An 18,128-nucleotide genomic window follows, 5' to 3' on the forward strand; every position below is an offset into this window, starting at 1 on the left:
GACATATGATAACAGCAGTATACCCGGGAAGCTTTGACCCGGCAACCTATGGCCATCTTGACATCATTAAGCGGGCAAGCATTTCATTTGACCGGGTTATAGTGGGGGTTTTGCATAATTCTGCAAAAAGTCCGTTGTTTTCTGTAGAAGAACGTGTTAAGATACTAACAAAGGCGACAAAAGATATCCCGAATGTGGAGGTGAAAGCATTCGAGGGCCTGTCAGTGAACTTTGCCAGGGAAAACCATGCCCAGGTGATCGTTCGAGGGCTTCGTGCTGTCACGGATTTTGAATATGAACTGCAGATGGCCCAGACTAATCGTGTTCTGGCACCGGATGTGGACACCGTTTTTCTTACAACCAGTCTGGAATATGCATACTTAAGCTCCACGATCATGAAAGAAGTTGCTAATTTCGGAGGAGATCTGAGCAAATTCGCTCCACGTGAGATTACGGATGCAGTCGAAGAGAAATTGAAAAAAAGAGAAACAGAGAAATAAGGAGAGTGTATTATGAGCAGCAGAATTGAACAGATTATTCAGGAGATTGAAGAGTATGTGGACAGCTGTAAATTCCAGCCTCTTTCCACTACCAAGATCGTAGTGAACAAAGAAGAGATTGAGGAGTATTTACGTGAACTTCGTCTGAAAACTCCGGATGAGATCAAACGTTATCAGAAGATCATCAGCAATAAGGATGCGATCCTTGAGGATGCTCAGGCTAAAGCTGACAGTCTGATCGCAGATGCTCAGGCCAAAGCTCAGGAACTTGTTACACAGCATGAGATCATGCAGAAAGCATATGCACAGGCAAATGAGACCATAAATGCTGCAAACAAGCAGGCTCAGGAGATTCTTGATTCTGCAACACAGGATGCAAACAGCATTCGTCTCAGTGCGATCACATACACAGATGATATGATGGCTAATATCGGTTCTGTCCTGAATCAGACACTTGAAGATGCCGGTGGTAAATACAAAGCATTTATTGATGCTCTGCAGAGCTGCCTTGAGGTTGTTAATCATAATCGTCAGGAGCTTGCACCACAGACTGCTCAGGCAGCGGCAATCTCCAATACCTTCCAGGATGATGACAGTTCTTCTGTAACAAAAGAAGACGAAGATCTGTTAGACGATATCGGAGAAAACTAGGATCAGGAATATCGCACTGGCGTTCAGACATTTTGAAATAGCGTAGGGGATCAGTGACAAACTGTTTTCCAATACGCTTTTTGTCTGAGCCATGACACAAAAGCCACCAAAAGAAGTCAGGAGCATAGAGGCAAGGTATCTGCTTTTCCATGGCAGTGGTGCGTCGGCAATCTGTTTCAGCCCGGTAGTTAGTTCCAGTGGTGCTGTGAACAGCATACAGCTTTGTGCATGAAATGGCCAGTAAAAGCTGATACTGGCGAGTATCAGTGAGAAGAGGAGAATATAGCCCCCGAGACGTGTGATGGTTTCAAATCCGTCCATGATCGAGACATCCAGGATGGCTCCTGTGGAGTCCTGTTGGTATGTCTCTTTTTTTATCTTGTTTACGCAGACAGAGTCCACGGTATGCCCGCGATATACAACGAAACGAAAAAACAGCATACAAAAGAGATCTGCCGCCAGAAAAGTGAGGATCATCTGCACTGCTGATATCTTATTTTTCAAAAGTATCCCGGAAAGATAGGAAATGATAAATGCGGGACTTGCATTGCAGCTAAACGTAAGAAGATATTCCCCTTCTCTGCGGGAAATCTGCTGGTCTATGTACAGATCATGTGCCAGTTTGGCTCCCATAGGATATCCGCATAACAGACCCAGGATCAGAACATAGGCTCCAGCAGGTGAAAGCCCGAAAAACGTTTTCCAGAAGAAAGCAGATGGTTTCAGAAGCTTCCGGATATTTCCAGTTTTTAATAATGCTCCTGTCAGGATCAGAAATGGCAGCAGAGTGGGAATCATGATATTCAACCACAATCCAAGTCCATTTTTTACTCCGGTAAGAGCTTCTTTTGGGTGAAAAAGCAGAAAAAGCAACAGGCAGATATAGAAAAATATGATTATTTTTCGTTTCATAAAAACAGGTCCTTGCTTTTTTTACAGTATATGATTATTATAAAAGACAAATGAATTTATGAAGCAGAAGGAGGCAGAACTTATGCCAGTATTAGAAAGTTGTGAACCAAAGAGAGTTTTTCATTATTTTGAAGAAATCTGCAAGATTCCTCATGGTTCCGGAAATACAAAACAGATCAGTGATTTCCTTGTGAAATTCGCGAAGGATCATGGATTCAGATATGTACAGGATGAGCTGAATAATGTAGTGATCTACAAGCCAGGCACACCCGGATATGAGAATTCTCCCACAGTGATCATTCAGGGCCACATGGACATGGTATGTGAAAAACGACCGGATGTAGATCATGATTTTACAAAAGATGGTTTGAACATCTCTGTAAAAGATGGTTATATCACAGCCAACGGAACAACGCTTGGCGGTGATGATGGTATTGCAGTTGCTTATGGCCTTGCCCTTCTTGACAGTACAGATATTCCACACCCTCCTCTTGAAGTACTGTTCACGGTTGATGAGGAGATTGGTCTTCTTGGTGCAGTCGGTCTGGACTGCAGCGTGCTGAAGGGAAGAAGATTTATCAATCTGGATTCTGAAGCGGAGGGAAGTCTCTGGATCAGCTGTGCCGGCGGTCTTTCCGGTATCAGCCATATCCCTGCCCAGCGTGTAGAAGGAGAAGGAGAAAAGGTACAGGTCAAAGTCTGTGGACTTATGGGCGGACATTCCGGTGCCGAGATTGACAAGAACAGAGCGAATGCCAATAAACTTATGGGACGATTTCTTTACGGACTTAAGAAAAAAGCGGAATATGCCCTTATTTCTCTTACAGGCGGACAGAAAGACAATGCCATTACAAGAGAGTGCACCGCAGAATTTCTTACGGATTCCGTTGCTGAGGTAAAAGCTTACGCAAAAGAGCTCCAGGAGCAGCTCCGTGAAGAATATACTGGTTCTGACGAAAACATTACTTTTGAAATAACAGAAAAGGGTACTGCAACAGCAGAGGTTCTTCATCCTACAAGTCAGGAAAAGATCGTATTTTATCTGCAGAATGTACCATTCGGAATCCAGAAAATGAGCGGAACCATCAAAGGCCTGGTGGAAACCTCCAGCAATATCGGTATCCTCCGTCTGGATAGGGACGAGCTTTTTGCAAGTTCCAGTGTAAGAAGCTCTGTAGACGCTGCATGCAGTGCATTATCTGATAAGATTGAATATCTCACAGAATTTCTTGGTGGTGACTATGAAGTACAGGGTGCATACCCGGCATGGGAGTACAGAAAGGAATCTCCATTACGAGATAAAATGGTTGCAGTTTTTGAGGAAATGTACGGACATAAGCCTGAAGTCGTAGCGATCCACGCAGGCCTTGAATGCGGGCTTTTCTATAAAAAAATGGAAGGACTGGACTGTGTATCCCTTGGACCGGATATGAAGGATATCCATACATCCGAGGAGGTTCTCAGCATTGCTTCCACAGAAAGAGTATGGAACTATCTTGTACAGGTTCTCAAAAATCTGAAAGACTGATTCCGTTCGAAGTATGTTCGAACTTTTACCCTGGAGAGACGTATGGTTTCTCCAGGGTATTTTTATGCCCTGATAAAAAAATATTCATAAAATACAGAATTATACATATATATAGATTTGTGGATGCATCACACAAAAAGGAAAATAATTCTATATTTTTTTAATAAAAAATTGATAAACAATCCCTTTTTTTTCAAAACATATGTTATAATAAAAAATATATGCCGCTGTCACCAAAACCAAAAAGAGACTGACGGCAGATGATAAGGAGCGAGCAACATGGAAATACAGTTATGGCGAAGTATTTTGTGCCCTTACGAGCTGGCTGTCAAAGAACTGACAGTCAAGTTTAAACATATAATAGAAGAGTATCACGAAAATGATCGTTATTCTCCCATTGAACAAGTCAGTGGAAGAGTAAAAAGTGTTTCCAGTATCCTGGAGAAAATGCAGCGTAAAGATATCCCGATCGAACAGCTGGAAACAGAAATGGAAGATCTGGCAGGAGTACGGATCATTTGTCAGTTTGAAGAAGATATCGATACCGTTGCTGCGATCATCCGAAAAAGAACAGATATGGAAGTCAAAAGTGAAAAGAACTATCTGACGCATATCAAGCAGAGCGGTTACCGGAGTTATCACATGATCCTTTATTATACAGTGGAGACTATTCATGGGCCGAAACGGCTTCAGGTAGAAATACAGATCCGTACCATGGCAATGAATTTCTGGGCAACGATCGAACATTCCCTTCAGTATAAATACAAAGGTGATATGCCTCCTCATGTAGCAGAACGTCTTAGTAAAGCATCCGATGCGATCATTTCGCTGGATCATGAAATGTCTTCTGTGCGCAATGAGATCATGGATGCCCAGAATTCATCTCAGATGCAGTCCAATCTTGTAAAGGATATTCTGAATAATATTGAAAATCTCTACCGTGTTTCCAGTGAACGGGAAGTAAGCAAAATACAGGATGAGTTCCTGCGGGTATTCAAAACCAAGGATCTGCGTCAGCTGGAACGCTTCCACAGACAGCTGGATATCATTGCAGAGGGTTATCGTGCCCAGGCAGTCCATCACAGCATATGAACACAGGGCAGACAGTACTAATACACATACATACGAGGAATTATAAATGCAGGATTTTTTACCAGTTACAAGAGAAGATATGAAGTCAAGAGGCTGGGATGAGTTGGATTTTGTCTACGTGACAGGAGATGCCTATGTGGATCATCCGTCTTTTGGATCTGCGATCATTGGACGTCTTCTGGAAAGCAGAGGATATCGTGTAGGCATGATCCCTCAGCCTGACTGGCGAAAGAAGGAGAGCATCCAGGTGTTCGGGGAACCGCGCCTGGGTTTTCTCGTTACAGCAGGAAACATGGATTCCATGGTGAATCATTATACGGTTTCCAAAAAGCACCGAAGCACAGATGCCTATTCTCCGGGAGGAAAAATGGGATTAAGACCGGACAGGGCTTCTGTTGTATACAGCAATCTGATCCGGCAGACCTATAAACATACACCTATCATTCTTGGCGGGATCGAAGCCAGCCTTCGAAGAATGGCACATTACGATTATTGGGAAAATAAGGTCAAGCACAGTATTCTGATCGATTCCGGTGCGGATCTGATCTCTTATGGAATGGGGGAACATTCCATCCTGGAGATCGCAGAAGCCCTGCAAAGTGGGATTCCGGTCCAGGAGATCACATATGTGGCAGGGACGGTTTTTAAAAGCCACGATATCAGCAGGGTTTACGATCCGGTGGTCCTTCCGTCATTTGAACAGGTACAGACCGATAAAAAAGCTTACGCGGACAGCTTTGCCATTCAGTACCGAAACACGGATCCATTTACAGCAAAGCCTCTGGCAGAATCTTATGGGAACCGTGGATATGTGATACAGAATCCACCATCTCAGCCTCTGACGCAGATGGAGATGGACGATGTTTACGATCTGCCTTATACAGGACGATATCATCCCATGTATCAGAAAGAAGGCGGGATTCCGGCACTGAAAGAGATCAAATTCAGTCTGACCAGCAACAGAGGATGCTTTGGAAGCTGTAATTTCTGTGCGCTGACCTTTCATCAGGGCCGCATCCTTCAGACAAGAAGTCACGATTCCATTCTGAAAGAAGCTGAAAAGATGACGGAGGATCCGGATTTTAAAGGCTATATCCATGATGTAGGAGGCCCTACGGCTGATTTTCGTTATCCTTCCTGCAAAAAGCAGCTGACAAAAGGAGTCTGCAAGGAGCGGCAGTGCCTGTTTCCTTCTCCGTGTAAGAATCTGACGGTAGACCACAAGGATTATCTTCAGCTTCTCAGAAAGGTCAGGAATATCCCCAAAGTTAAAAAAGTTTTTGTCCGTTCCGGCATTCGGTTTGATTATCTGATGGCAGACCCGGATAAAACTTTTCTTAATGAGCTTGTGAAATATCACATCAGCGGTCAGCTGCGAGTAGCACCGGAGCATGTTTCTGATGAAGTCCTGAAGTTTATGGGCAAACCCAGGCACGAGGTTTATGAGGGCTTTCTGAAGGAATATGAAAAAGCAAATGCGCGGACTGGTAAGCAGCAATATGCCGTTCCGTATTTCATGTCGTCCCATCCCGGGTGTACAATGAAGGAAGCCGTGAAGCTTGCGGAATACGTCCGTGATCTTGGATTTACGCCGGAGCAGGTTCAGGATTTTTATCCAACGCCATCAACACTTTCTACCTGCATGTATTACACAGGAATCCATCCGCTGACAGGCGAAAAGGTATATGTGCCGAAAAATCCACACGAAAAAGCAATACAGCGAGCACTGATGCAGTATAAAAATCCGGAAAATCGCGAACTGGTCCTGGAAGGACTTAAGATGACCGGACGTATGGATCTGGTCGGCTTTGGACCGAAATGTCTGATCCGTCCCAGAGAGCTTCATAAAAAAGCCAAAAAAACACAGACAAGGAGTTCGGCACATGAAAGATACCAGAAAAAGAAAAACAAAAAAAGGTGATTTCGGTTATTTTAACAGCGAAAAAAAACGAAGACTCCTGATCACAGCAGGATTATTTTCGCTTCCGCTGCTCATTTTCTTTGTGGCGTGGGCCGTCAACGGAACAAGAATGACAGTCTGGACGGTTCTGACCGTAGTAGGCTGTCTGCCAGGCTGTAAATCCATGGTAAGCCTGATCATGATCCTGTTACGTCATCCTATGGATGAAAAGCTCTATAAAGAGATCCGCAAGCATGCCGGTGACCTGGTCATGTCCTATGAAATGTACATGACTTTTTATGAGAAAAGCGGTTATCTGGACGCTGTTGCCGTGTGCGGAAATACAGTAGTGGGTTATACCAGTGATCCAAAAGCAGATATCGCCTACCTTGCAGAGCAGTCACAGAAAATCATCCGTAAAAACGGATATAAAGTAGATGTAAAGATCCTGAAGGACCTGAAGCCCTATCTGGAACGTCTGGATTCCATGAATGAGCACAAAGAATCTTTGAGAAACGGGATTAAATTCACGCCGGATGAGCGATACCCGGATCTTTCCAGGGAAGAACTGATCAAACATACGATCCTGGCAATCTGTCTGTAGGAGCACTATATAATGAAAGAATTTATCATTAACGAAAACGAGGCCGGACAGCGTTTTGACAAATATCTGGCCAAGCTTCTCCGTGAAGCTCCAAAGAGCTTTTTCTATAAAATGATGAGGAAAAAAAATATCACGCTCAACGGAAAAAAAGCCACCGGGAATGAAAAGCTGTTTTCAGGAGATCATGTAAAACTGTTTTTAAGTGATGAAACATTTGAAAAATTCAGCGGAAATGATTCTGCTCCACGGGCACATTATGCTCTGGATATCATTTACGAGGATGAAAATATCCTGTTGATCAACAAACCGGCAGGAATGCTTTCTCAGCCTGCTGATGACGGAACCCCTTCACTGGTAGAATATCTGACTGGCTATCTTCTGAAAAATGGCTCTCTTACAGAGAATGATCTGAGAACCTTTCGTCCTTCCGTATGCAACCGCCTTGACCGCAATACCAGCGGGCTGATAGCGGCAGGCAAAAGCCTTTCCGGTCTGCAGGAACTTTCAGGGATGTTCAAGTCCAGGGAACTTCATAAATATTACCTCTGTCTTGTGGAGGGAGTTTTAAAAGAAGAAAGATATATCAAAGGTTATCTGGCAAAAGATAAAAAAAGCAATAAAGTAACCATCTATAAACAAGAGAAAGAAAATGCCCTTCCAGTGGAAACAAAGTATTATCCGTTGGGTACCAATGGAACCCGTACCCTTCTTAAGGTTGAACTGATCACAGGACGTGCACATCAGATCCGAGCTCACCTTGCTTCGGAGGGACATTCGATTGTTGGTGATCCCAAATATGGAAAAGCCGATAAAAAACTGAAAGGACAGCTGCTTCATTCTTTTCGAATGGAGTTTCCATCTATGAAAGGAAGCCTGTCATATTTATCCGGGAAGATCTTTACGGCACCGCTTCCGGAAATCTTTCTCAGAACACTAAAAGAGGACAAGTTGGAGGAGAGTTATTATGAAAATCTGGAATGAAATATGGGATTACGTCAAGATGATCATCATCGTGGTAGTTGTAGTCCTGGTTATCAACAATGTAGTACTGATCAATGCAAAGATCCCGTCAGAATCTATGGAAAATACCATTATGACCGGGGATCGTATCTTTGGCTATCGTCTGGCCTATGGTCTGAATATGGACGTATTTGGTCACGAGATCTCAAAAAAATGGAAAGATCCGGAACGCTTTGACATTGTGATCTTCAGATATCCGGATGATGAGTCCCAGCTGTTCATCAAACGTATCATCGGTCTTCCCGGAGATAAAGTAGAGATCAAAGATGGTAAAGTTTATATCAATGATTCGGAGACACCTCTGGATGATTCCTTTGTGCCGGAAACTCCTCTTGGAAGCTTCGGACCATACGAAGTACCGGAAAACTGTTACTTTATGATGGGAGACAACCGTAACAATTCCAAGGATTCCCGATACTGGCAGAATACATATGTACAGTTTGATCAGATCGTCGGAAAAGCGGAGATCCGTTATTTCCCATCCATCAAACTTCTAAATTAAAGGGTAGACTTTATGGCAACATGGAACAGCAGAGGACTTCGTGGTTCTACTCTGGAGGAACTTATCAATCGTACCAATGAGCAGTACAGGGAAAAGGGACTGGCCCTCATCCAGAAAATTCCGACACCTATCACTCCGGTTAAAATGGATAAAACCTCCCGGCATATCACGCTGGCATATTTTGAACAGAAAAGTACCGTAGATTATATCGGAGCAGTACAGGGAATCCCTGTCTGCTTCGATGCAAAAGAATGCTGTGTAAAAACTTTTCCCCTTGCGAACATTCATCCTCATCAGGTAGCATTTATGGATGAGTTTGAAAAGCAGAAGGGGATTGCTTTTTTTCTGATCTATTTCAGCGCAGATAATGTTTTTTATTATCTTACCCTTCGTAAGCTGAAGGAATTCTGGAAAAGGATGGAAGATGGCGGGCGAAAAAGTTTTCGTCGGGAAGAGCTGGACGAGGAATTTTATCTTTCCGGAAAAAATGGATTTCTGGTTCCTTATCTGGAAGGGATCCAGAAAGATCTGCAATTACGGGATTGACTTTTGGAAAGGTTTCCTATATAATCAAATTTAAGTTTTTCTGTGGTAGCATGGTAGCGAATTAAAGTGAAACACAGAAAATCTCAAAACGTGTTACGGAGGAAATGAACATGCAGCGTATTTTTCATACACCTGAAGGTGTGCGGGACATTTATGGAGAGGAATGCAGCCGCAAAAAACGGCTCCAGAAGGAGCTCCACCAGGTGTTTTCAAGATATGGATATGAAGATATAGAAACACCGGGATTTGAGTATTTTGAAGTGTTCAGCAATGAAGTAGGAACGATCCCATCCAAGGATTTATATAAATTTTTTGACAGAGAGGGAAACACACTTGTTCTCAGACCTGACTTTACACCGTCTGTTTCCAGAGCATGTGCAACTTATTTTGATCCGGAAAAGGGACCTGTAAGACTTTGTTATACCGGAAATACATTTATCAACAATTCCAGTTACAGAGGTCAGATGAAGGAAAATACTCAGATGGGTGTTGAGCATATGGGAGATGATTCTGCAGCAGCAGATGCTGAGATCCTTGCCATGACCGTGGAGTGTCTGAAGGCAGCAGGACTTACCGAATTCCAGGTTAGCGTAGGCCAGGTAGATTATTATAAATCCCTGCTTGCAGAGGCAGATCTGGAGCCGGAGATAGAAGAGCATCTTCGTGAGCTGATCTCTCAGAAGAATTATTTTGGTGTGGAAGAGCTTCTTAAGGGACAGAATTTAGGCGATAACCTTTCCAAGGCTTTTGCTGAACTGCCTCAGATGTTCGGTTCAGCAGAAGTGCTGGAAAAAGCAAAAAAACTCACCTCCAATCCGGAAGCACTTTCCGCAGTAAAACGACTGGAAGAAATTTATGAGATCCTGAAAGTATACGGCTGTGAGAAATACATTGCTTTTGATTTTGGAATGCTCAGTAAGTTCCGTTATTATACAGGGATCATTTTCCAGGCTTATACATATGGAACCGGTGAACCCCTGATCAAGGGCGGACGCTACAACGAATTGATGAAGCATTTCGGAAAACCGGCTTCTTCCATTGGATTTGCCATTGTGGTTGATAACCTGATGCTCGCGCTTTCCAGACAGAAGCTGGCTGTTCCGTCCGGTGATAAGACCATTGTGATCACCTATGATCCGGGAAATCTGAAAAAAGCGATCCAGGAAGCAATGGAGCTTCGAAATGAAGGTAAAAAAGTGGCATTGTGCCCGGCAAAGGAGGAGCAGGACTGATGAGATATCTTACATTTGCCCTCACAAAAGGGCGTCTGGCCAGCAAAACACTGGATATGTTTGAGAAGATCGGTATTACATGTGAGGAGATGCGTGACAAGGATTCCCGAAAGCTGATCTTTACCAATGAAGAACTGAAGCTGAAGTTTTTCCTTGCAAAAGGTCCGGATGTGCCGACTTATGTAGAGTATGGTGCAGCAGATATCGGTATCGTAGGTAAGGATACCATTCTGGAAGAAGGAAGAAAGCTATATGAGGTTATGGATCTTGGATTTGGAGCATGCCGCATGTGCGTATGCGGCCCTGAAAGCGCCAGAGAAGTCCTGAATAACAATCAGCTGATCCGTGTAGCTACAAAATATCCAAATATTGCAAAGGATTACTTCTATAACAAAAAGCATCAGACTGTGGAGATCATTAAGCTGAACGGTTCCATCGAGCTTGCGCCGATCGTAGGACTTTCCGAGGTTATCGTGGATATCGTGGAAACCGGAAGCACCCTTCGCGAGAATGGCCTGAAGGTGCTGGAAGAAGTCTGCCCGCTGTCTGCACGTATGGTAGTCAATCAGGTCAGCATGAAAATGGAAGATGAACGGATCCGCAAACTGATCACGGAACTTCGAGGTGTGATCAAATAAACTGAACAACAGATGAACCTCCAAAATACAGAAAGAAGGCAGAATTTATTATGCGTAAGGTAAAACTCACCAAAGAATCTACAAAAGATATTCTGGAAACTCTCTTAAAAAGAAGCCCTAATAATTATGGAAAATACGAGGATGCAGTAGCAAATATCCTTGCCAAAGTAAAAGCAGAGGGAGATACCGCGTTATTTGCATTTACCAGAGAATTTGATAAAGTCGAAGTGACAAAGGATACGATCCGTGTAACCCCTGAGGAGATCGAGGAAGCATACAAGCTGGTAGATCCTTCCCTGATCGATGTGATCAAAAAAGCATTGGTGAATATCCGCAGCTATCACGAAAAGCAGCTTCAGAACAGCTGGTTCACAAGCACAACAGACGGAACTATGCTTGGTCAGAAGGTAACCGCTCTGAACTGTGTAGGTGTTTACGTTCCCGGTGGAAAGGCTGTATATCCGTCTTCCGTGCTGATGAATATCGTTCCTGCAAAAGTTGCCGGTGTTGAGCGTATTGTAATGACAACACCTCCTGGAAAAGACGGAAAAGTAAATCCAAGCACACTTGTTGCTGCCAACGAAGCCGGAGCAGATGAAATCTATAAAGTGGGTGGTGCACAGGCCATCGGAGCACTTGCATATGGAACTGAGAGTATTCCAAAGGTTGACAAGATCGTAGGACCCGGAAATATTTTTGTTGCGCTTGCAAAAAAGGCAGTTTATGGATACGTAAGCATTGATTCTATTGCCGGTCCAAGCGAGATCCTCGTTCTTGCAGATGAGACTGCAAATCCTCGTTATATTGCAGCAGATCTTCTTTCTCAGGCAGAACATGATGAGATGGCATCTGCGATCCTGATCACAACAAATGAGGAATTTGCAGATCAGGTAGATAAAGAAGTCAGAGGTTTTGTTGAGGTACTTTCCAGAAAAGCCATTATTGAGAAATCCCTGGAGAACTTTGGTTATATCCTGATCGCAGAAGATATGGACGAGGCCATTGAGGCTGCCAATGAAATTGCTTCTGAACATATGGAGATCGTCACAAAGAATCCTTTTGAAGATATGATGAAGGTACGAAATGCAGGTGCGATCTTTATCGGAGAGCACAGCTCTGAACCCCTTGGAGATTATTTTGCAGGACCAAACCATGTGCTTCCTACCAATGGAACCGCCAAATTTTTCTCCGCACTTTCTGTAGATGATTTTATCAAGAAATCCAGTATTGTATATTATTCCAGGGAAGCACTCCGAAAGATCCACAAGGACATTATCCAGTTTGCCACATCGGAACAGCTGACTGCACACGCAAATTCCATTGCAGTCCGTTTTGAGGAAGAGGACAAGGAGAACGAATAATGGCAAGAGAAGCACTGATTGAAAGAAACACAAAAGAAACGCAGATACGTCTGCAGCTGAAAATTGATGGAACAGGAAGTTCCGATATTGATACAGGCATTGGCTTTTTTGACCATATGCTGGACGGTTTTACGCGCCATGGACTGTATGATCTTACGCTGAGAGTCCACGGTGATCTGAATGTAGATGATCATCACACCATTGAAGATACAGGGATCGTCCTTGGAAACGCTATCCGTGAGGCAGTTGGCGACAAAAAAGGGATCAAACGTTACGGCAGCTGTATCCTTCCTATGGATGAAGTGCTTGTGCTCTGCGCAGTAGATCTTTCCGGAAGACCTTATCTTGGATGGGATGCAGAGTTTTCTACGGAAAAAACAGGAGATATGGCTACAGAGATGGTAAAGGAATTCTTTTATGCAGTATCCTATTCCGCAGCAATGAATCTTCACATCAAGGTTCTTTCCGGGGGAAACAGCCATCATGTGGCAGAGGCCATGTTTAAAAGCTTTGCGAAAGCCCTTGATGCAGCAACACAGTACGATTCCCGGATCACAGACGTGCTTTCTACCAAGGGAAGCCTCTGATACAGAAGGAGACCACTTATGAACAAACAGTTGATCCCATGCCTTTATCTTCATTCAGAAAAGGCGGTAACAGGATTTGGACAGAGAAATCTTTTCGGAGACGGAAATGTAGAAACACTTGCAAAATTTTACGGTGACAATGGGGCAGACGAGCTTCTGGTATTTGACTTTTCTTCCGCAGATGCAGAGCATGACCGTGCGATCGGAAAAATCCGTGATATCTGTCAGGCATCTGAGATCCCGGTGATCGCAGCGGGAAATATCAAACGTATGGAAGATGTAAAAAAGCTGATCTATGCGGGATGTGCCAAAGTTGTACTGAATTTTTCGAAAGAGAATAATATCAAGCTTCTGGAAGAAGTATCCCGGCGCTTTGGAAAAGAGCGTATGATGATCAGCATCTCTGATCTGAGAGAATTCACAGAAAATCAGGATCTGATCGAAACATATGCAGACACTGTTCTGGCTTTGGACACTGTCGAAAATGAAATTGCAGAGATTTCTCAGATTTCCATTGTTCTTCATACCGATGAAAACAGATCTGAGAACGTTCTGGAGCTTTTAGGAGAACCAGCTGTGTCCGGACTTTGCGGTGCTTATGTAAGCAGTCTTGAAAATGATCTGCATACATTTAAGGAAACCTGCGAAGAAGCCGGAATTCCGGTAAACACATATAAAAGTAATATTGCATGGTCGGACTTTAAATTAAACAGTGACGGAATGGTTCCGGTTATTGTCCAGGATTACCGGACGGATGAAGTACTGATGCTGGCCTATATGAATGAGCTTGCTTTTAACACAACATTGAAGCTTGGAAAAATGACATACTGGAGTCGCAGCCGGAATGAGCTCTGGACCAAAGGTCTGACATCCGGACACGTACAGTATGTAAAGTCTCTTACCATTGACTGTGATAATGATACGATCCTTGCCAAAGTGGAGCAGGTGGGCGCAGCCTGCCATACAGGAAACCGTACCTGTTTCTTCAAACCGCTGATGAAAAAGGAGTACGATGATATCAATCCTCTTCACGTGTTCCAGAATGTGTATGATGTGATCACTGACCGAAAAGAACATCCAAAGGAAGGTTCCTATACCAATTATCTTTTTGATAAAGGAATCGACAAGATTTTGAAAAAAGTCGGTGAAGAATGCACAGAGATCGTCATTGCAGCCAAAAATCCGGATAAAGAAGAGATTAAATACGAAATTTCAGATTTTCTTTATCATATGATGGTACTCATGGTGGAAAAAGGAGTCAGCTGGGAAGAAATCACCAAAGAATTGGTAAAAAGATAAATTATATATCATTCAGGAAAAAAGCTTTTGTACGTCGGATCAGAATGAACGGTTACGAAAGCTTTTTTCTGTTTTCCCGGAATCTTAAAAGAATATGTATAATTTCGGTTAGGCATGATATACTTATCGTCAAAAGTGCGGAAATATTACAGAGAATACATCGCGCTGACAGGTGGTTCCTCCGCAGGAAACTACATGCATCTTCAAAAAAACGATCGGTGTTCTGAAAGCTCTGGCTGAGAAGGAGGGGTCGCCTTATATGGTTCAGCCCTTTTTCTTCATATAAAATACTTTTTTATGTAAAAAAACGAAAAATCCTCTTTACTTTCTAAAGTTAATATAATAAAATCTATAAATATGTGTAAAACTGGTTTAAAAGCAGAAAGCATGGGGATGCATAAGCAAAATCCCTCATATTTTGTGATTTTAAAGCAGAAACATGGAAGGGAGAGAAACAATGACAACAGCACATATTTGTATAATGGCAGCCATTATCGTCTATCTGGGTGCAATGCTCTTTGTAGGTTATCTTTGCTCCAAGAACAATAATGACAGTTCTGATTTCTATCTTGGAGGACGAAAGCTTGGTCCACTTGTCACAGCTATGAGTGCAGAGGCTTCTGACATGAGCAGCTGGCTTCTGATGGGCCTGCCGGGACTTGCTTATCTTACCGGTATTGCAGATGCAGGCTGGACAGCCATTGGCCTTGCGATCGGAACTTACGTAAACTGGAGGATCGTGGCAAAAAGAATCCGCCGCTACACACATGTGGCAGGAAATTCCATTACATTGCCATCCTTTTTCAGTAATCGTTACAGAGATGAGAAAAAGATCCTGCAGTCTATCGGAGCGATTTTTATCGTGATCTTTTTTATTCCGTATACAGCTTCCGGATTTGCAGCCTGTGGTAAACTTTTTGCAAGTCTCTTCGGTGTAAAATATCTGCCAGCTATGATCATCAGTGCACTGGTCATCGTTGGATACACCACACTGGGAGGATTCCTGGCAGCATCGACCACGGACTTTATCCAGAGTATCATCATGTCCATCGCTCTTGTGATCGTATTTGTATTCGGGATCAGCACAGCAGGTGGTATTGAAGCAGTTGCAGACCATGCAAGATCACTGCCCGGATATCTGACTATGTTTACTACATATGATCCAACAACCGGAACAGAACAGGCATATCCACTGCTTAATATCATTTCCATGCTTGCATGGGGACTTGGATATTTCGGAATGCCGCATATTCTTCTTCGTTTCATGGCGATCGAAGACGAAGAGAAGCTTACACTTTCCAGAAGAGTAGCAACTACATGGGTAGTGATCTCACTGGCAGTAGCAGTACTGATCGGTGTGGTAGGACTTGGAATGACAGCAGCAGGAGAGTTTGACCTTCTGGAAGGCTCCGCATCTGAGACAATTATCGTTCAGATCGCAGATCTTCTCAGTAAACATGGTGTAATTGCAGCAATCCTTGCAGGAGTCATCCTTGCAGGAATCCTGGCATCCACCATGTCAACTGCAGATTCTCAGCTCCTGGCAGCATCCTCAGCAGTTTCTTCCGACCTTCTCGGAAGTATCCTGAAGGATAAAGAAACAAAAAAAGAAAGCATGGTAGCCGATAAGATCACGCTTCTTCTCATCGCAGTAGTAGCCATGTTTATTGCCCGCGACCCGAACAGCTCTGTGTTTACTATCGTATCCTTTGCCTGGGCAGGCTTCGGAGCCGTATTCGGCCCGGTGGTACTTCTGGCATTATTCTGGAGACGTTCCAACTGGCAGGGAGCCCTGGCAGGAATGATCTGCGGCGGTTCCATGGTATTTATCTGGAAATACGGAATCAGCACGCTCGGCGGCGCCTGGGGAATCTATGAACTTCTTCCCGCATTCCTGGTGGCCATTGCAGCAAACATCATCGTCAGCCTCATTACCAAGGCACCATCCAAAGAGATCACCGACGAATTCGACCTGGTAAACCAGAAATAAAATATTTTTCGATAATAGTCAATAATTCACACGGATACGAAACAAGCCCGATACAGATTGTAGTAAAGATATCTGTATCGGGCTTGTTATCTTTTTATTATTTAATAAATAAAGTCACACCGCCAAAGTTTTTCCCTCAAGCTTTTTTAACAACTGCTCCATTGTTAAATTCAACACCGGATGCCGAAGATACGGTGCGATCTCCACCATAGGCTTCAAAACAAAATCCCTGTTTTCCATATCAATATGAGGCACATGTAGTTCCACTGTATCAATGATCTCATTATCGTAAAACAGAATATCCAGATCCAGTGTCCTTGGTCCCCAGTGAATGATCCTTTTCCGGTCCGCAGCCTGTTCCAGCACATGCAGCCTGTCAAGAAGCTCCTCCGGAGAAAGCAGCGTCCGGACTCTTAAGGCTCCGTTGAGAAAATCATCCTGCTCCACATCCCCGTAAGGCTCCGTTACAAGATACCCGGAAACCTTTTCAACAACAATCTCTTTCATATCCCGAAGACCCTGGATCGCATTGTCCAGGTATTTCTTCTTATCCCCCATATTGGAACCAAAAGCAATATAAGCCGTATGCCAGCCTCGGGTAATTTCCACAGCAACGGTTTTCAGCGGAAGGCCTACCGGAGCCCAGGGCTTTTCAATACGGAGAGTGATCTTTTTAAGAAGAGGGAGAGAAAGCAGCAGTGTCTCTGCCAGATTCTCCACAGCAGCCTCCAGAAGTTTATAAGTATTTTTCTGAAGAAAATCGGTGATCATATGACTGACTTCTCCATAATTGATGGAAGCAGAAAGATCATCTGTCAGCCCTGCCGGACGTGTTTCTGTATACATAACAGCAGAAACAACAAATTTCTGTCCGAGAGCTGTTTCTTCCGGAAACACACCATGGTTTGCAAAAATCTCAAGATCTCTGATTTCGATTTTATCCATCAGTTCCTCCTAACGTCCCAGAATAGCTTCTGTCATCTGGATGACGCGTTTATTTTCTTTGATGTCATGAACACGGACAAATGCACAACCCTTCATAACACCGATCACCGATGTGGCAAGAGTTCCCTCTACACGCTGATCTACAGGAAGATCAAGGGCAAGTCCGATCATGGATTTTCTGGAGGTACCAAGAAGCACCGGATATCCCAGCTTCCGGAAAAGCTCCAGATTATCCATGGTCATCAGGTTCATCTCATAGGTTTTACCAAATCCGACACCAGGATCAAGGATGATCTTATCATCGGCAATACCGGAACGTTTGGCAATATTGACACATTCCTGGGTTTCTGCCAGCATATCTACAATAAAATTATTGTATTCAGTATTATCTTTGTTATGCATCAGACAGCAGGGAGCCTGATATCTGGCAATGACAGGAGCCATTTCAGGATCATATTTCAGTCCCCAGATGTCATTGATAAGATCTGCTCCGTGTTTCAGGGCTTCTTCCGCAACACATCCCTTATAGGTATCTACAGAGATGGGGATATCAAAACGCCCTTTTACTGCTTCGATAACAGGAAGAATACGCTCGATCTCCTCCTGTGCGCCAACCGGTGTATGTCCCGGACGTGTGGATTCCCCACCGATATCAAGAATATCAGCACCTTCGGCGATCATAGCTTCTGTATGTTTCAGGGCATGATCCATATCGTTCCATTTTCCGCCATCTGAGAAAGAATCCGGTGTGACATTTAGGATACCCATAATATATGTTTTGTTTTTTACATCAAACTCACGATTTCCGATTTTCATGGAAA

18 protein-coding genes are annotated in these 18,128 nt (G+C 43.6%); 15 read left to right on the top strand and 3 right to left on the bottom strand.

What is annotated here, in order from left to right:
- Positions 1 to 5 precede the first annotated feature (5 nt).
- Both coaD and V9W66_RS18540 read left to right on the top strand, forming a co-directional pair.
- Positions 6 to 500 carry a pantetheine-phosphate adenylyltransferase gene (gene coaD, locus V9W66_RS18535; protein ID WP_015524910.1) on the top strand — a complete coding sequence of 165 codons (495 nt, stop codon included), beginning with the start codon at positions 6 to 8 and terminating at the stop codon, positions 498 to 500.
- 12 nt (positions 501 to 512) lie between these two features.
- A complete protein-coding gene (locus V9W66_RS18540; RefSeq protein ID WP_114002511.1) occupies positions 513 to 1,151 on the top strand; it encodes an ATPase in 639 nt (212 codons plus the stop codon).
- Here the strand turns inward: V9W66_RS18540 and V9W66_RS18545 are convergent.
- A complete protein-coding gene (locus tag V9W66_RS18545; RefSeq protein WP_144093076.1) occupies positions 1,128 to 2,063 on the bottom strand; it encodes a hypothetical protein in 936 nt (311 codons plus the stop codon). The genes V9W66_RS18540 and V9W66_RS18545 overlap by 24 nt on opposite strands.
- Positions 2,064 to 2,145: 82 nt before the next feature.
- On the opposite strand from V9W66_RS18545, the gene V9W66_RS18550 reads away from it, so the two are divergent.
- The 13 genes from V9W66_RS18550 (at position 2,146) to putP (ending at position 16,362) form a co-directional block, all read left to right on the top strand.
- The gene (locus tag V9W66_RS18550) at positions 2,146 to 3,591 is read left to right on the top strand and encodes an aminoacyl-histidine dipeptidase (RefSeq protein WP_144093078.1); all 1,446 of its coding nucleotides are present in this window, start codon (positions 2,146 to 2,148) and stop codon (positions 3,589 to 3,591) included.
- Between the two features lie 279 nt (positions 3,592 to 3,870).
- Positions 3,871 to 4,683, top strand: coding sequence for a GTP pyrophosphokinase (locus V9W66_RS18555; RefSeq protein WP_144093080.1), 813 nt, complete (start codon positions 3,871 to 3,873; stop codon positions 4,681 to 4,683).
- Positions 4,684 to 4,729: 46 nt separating this feature from the next.
- Positions 4,730 to 6,604, top strand: a complete 1,875-nt coding sequence (locus V9W66_RS18560) for a YgiQ family radical SAM protein (RefSeq protein WP_022426339.1) — start codon at positions 4,730 to 4,732, stop codon at positions 6,602 to 6,604.
- Positions 6,567 to 7,187 carry a hypothetical protein gene (locus V9W66_RS18565; RefSeq protein ID WP_144093082.1) on the top strand — a complete coding sequence of 207 codons (621 nt, stop codon included), beginning with the start codon at positions 6,567 to 6,569 and terminating at the stop codon, positions 7,185 to 7,187. The genes V9W66_RS18560 and V9W66_RS18565 overlap by 38 nt, the downstream gene beginning before the upstream one ends.
- Positions 7,188 to 7,199: 12 nt before the next feature.
- A complete protein-coding gene (locus V9W66_RS18570) occupies positions 7,200 to 8,168 on the top strand; it encodes an RluA family pseudouridine synthase (RefSeq protein WP_144093083.1) in 969 nt (322 codons plus the stop codon).
- A complete protein-coding gene (gene lepB / locus V9W66_RS18575; RefSeq protein WP_144093085.1) occupies positions 8,152 to 8,709 on the top strand; it encodes a signal peptidase I in 558 nt (185 codons plus the stop codon). The genes V9W66_RS18570 and lepB overlap by 17 nt, the downstream gene beginning before the upstream one ends.
- A gap of 12 nt (positions 8,710 to 8,721) precedes the next feature.
- Positions 8,722 to 9,255 (top strand): Holliday junction resolvase RecU, encoded by a 534-nt coding sequence (locus V9W66_RS18580; protein WP_015524919.1) that lies wholly within the window; start codon positions 8,722 to 8,724, stop codon positions 9,253 to 9,255.
- 110 nt (positions 9,256 to 9,365) lie between these two features.
- Positions 9,366 to 10,487, top strand: coding sequence for an ATP phosphoribosyltransferase regulatory subunit (gene hisZ, locus V9W66_RS18585; protein WP_144093087.1), 1,122 nt, complete (start codon positions 9,366 to 9,368; stop codon positions 10,485 to 10,487).
- A complete protein-coding gene (gene hisG / locus V9W66_RS18590) occupies positions 10,487 to 11,125 on the top strand; it encodes an ATP phosphoribosyltransferase (protein ID WP_015524921.1) in 639 nt (212 codons plus the stop codon). Before hisZ ends, hisG begins: the two co-directional genes overlap by 1 nt.
- Before the next feature lie 50 nt (positions 11,126 to 11,175).
- Complete coding sequence (gene hisD, locus V9W66_RS18595; RefSeq protein WP_144093089.1) at positions 11,176 to 12,486, top strand: histidinol dehydrogenase; 1,311 nt, start codon at positions 11,176 to 11,178, stop codon at positions 12,484 to 12,486.
- Positions 12,486 to 13,073 (top strand): imidazoleglycerol-phosphate dehydratase HisB, encoded by a 588-nt coding sequence (gene hisB, locus V9W66_RS18600; RefSeq protein ID WP_144093091.1) that lies wholly within the window; start codon positions 12,486 to 12,488, stop codon positions 13,071 to 13,073. Before hisD ends, hisB begins: the two co-directional genes overlap by 1 nt.
- Positions 13,074 to 13,091: 18 nt before the next feature.
- Positions 13,092 to 14,372 carry a bifunctional phosphoribosyl-AMP cyclohydrolase/phosphoribosyl-ATP diphosphatase HisIE gene (gene hisIE, locus V9W66_RS18605; RefSeq protein ID WP_144093093.1) on the top strand — a complete coding sequence of 427 codons (1,281 nt, stop codon included), beginning with the start codon at positions 13,092 to 13,094 and terminating at the stop codon, positions 14,370 to 14,372.
- 457 nt (positions 14,373 to 14,829) lie between these two features.
- Positions 14,830 to 16,362, top strand: a complete 1,533-nt coding sequence (gene putP / locus V9W66_RS18610) for a sodium/proline symporter PutP (protein ID WP_144093635.1) — start codon at positions 14,830 to 14,832, stop codon at positions 16,360 to 16,362.
- A gap of 114 nt (positions 16,363 to 16,476) precedes the next feature.
- Here putP and folK read toward each other — a convergent pair whose 3' ends face one another.
- Both folK and folP read right to left on the bottom strand, forming a co-directional pair.
- The gene (folK, locus tag V9W66_RS18615) at positions 16,477 to 17,307 is read right to left on the bottom strand and encodes a 2-amino-4-hydroxy-6-hydroxymethyldihydropteridine diphosphokinase (protein WP_144093634.1); all 831 of its coding nucleotides are present in this window, start codon (positions 17,305 to 17,307) and stop codon (positions 16,477 to 16,479) included.
- A 9-nt stretch (positions 17,308 to 17,316) separates the two neighbouring features.
- Positions 17,317 to 18,123 carry a dihydropteroate synthase gene (folP, locus tag V9W66_RS18620; RefSeq protein WP_144093633.1) on the bottom strand — a complete coding sequence of 269 codons (807 nt, stop codon included), beginning with the start codon at positions 18,121 to 18,123 and terminating at the stop codon, positions 17,317 to 17,319.
- Positions 18,124 to 18,128: the final 5 nt, after the last annotated feature.

The organism is Blautia massiliensis (ex Durand et al. 2017), from assembly GCF_051861785.1.
Lineage (GTDB): Bacteria > Bacillota > Clostridia > Lachnospirales > Lachnospiraceae > Blautia_A > Blautia_A luti_A.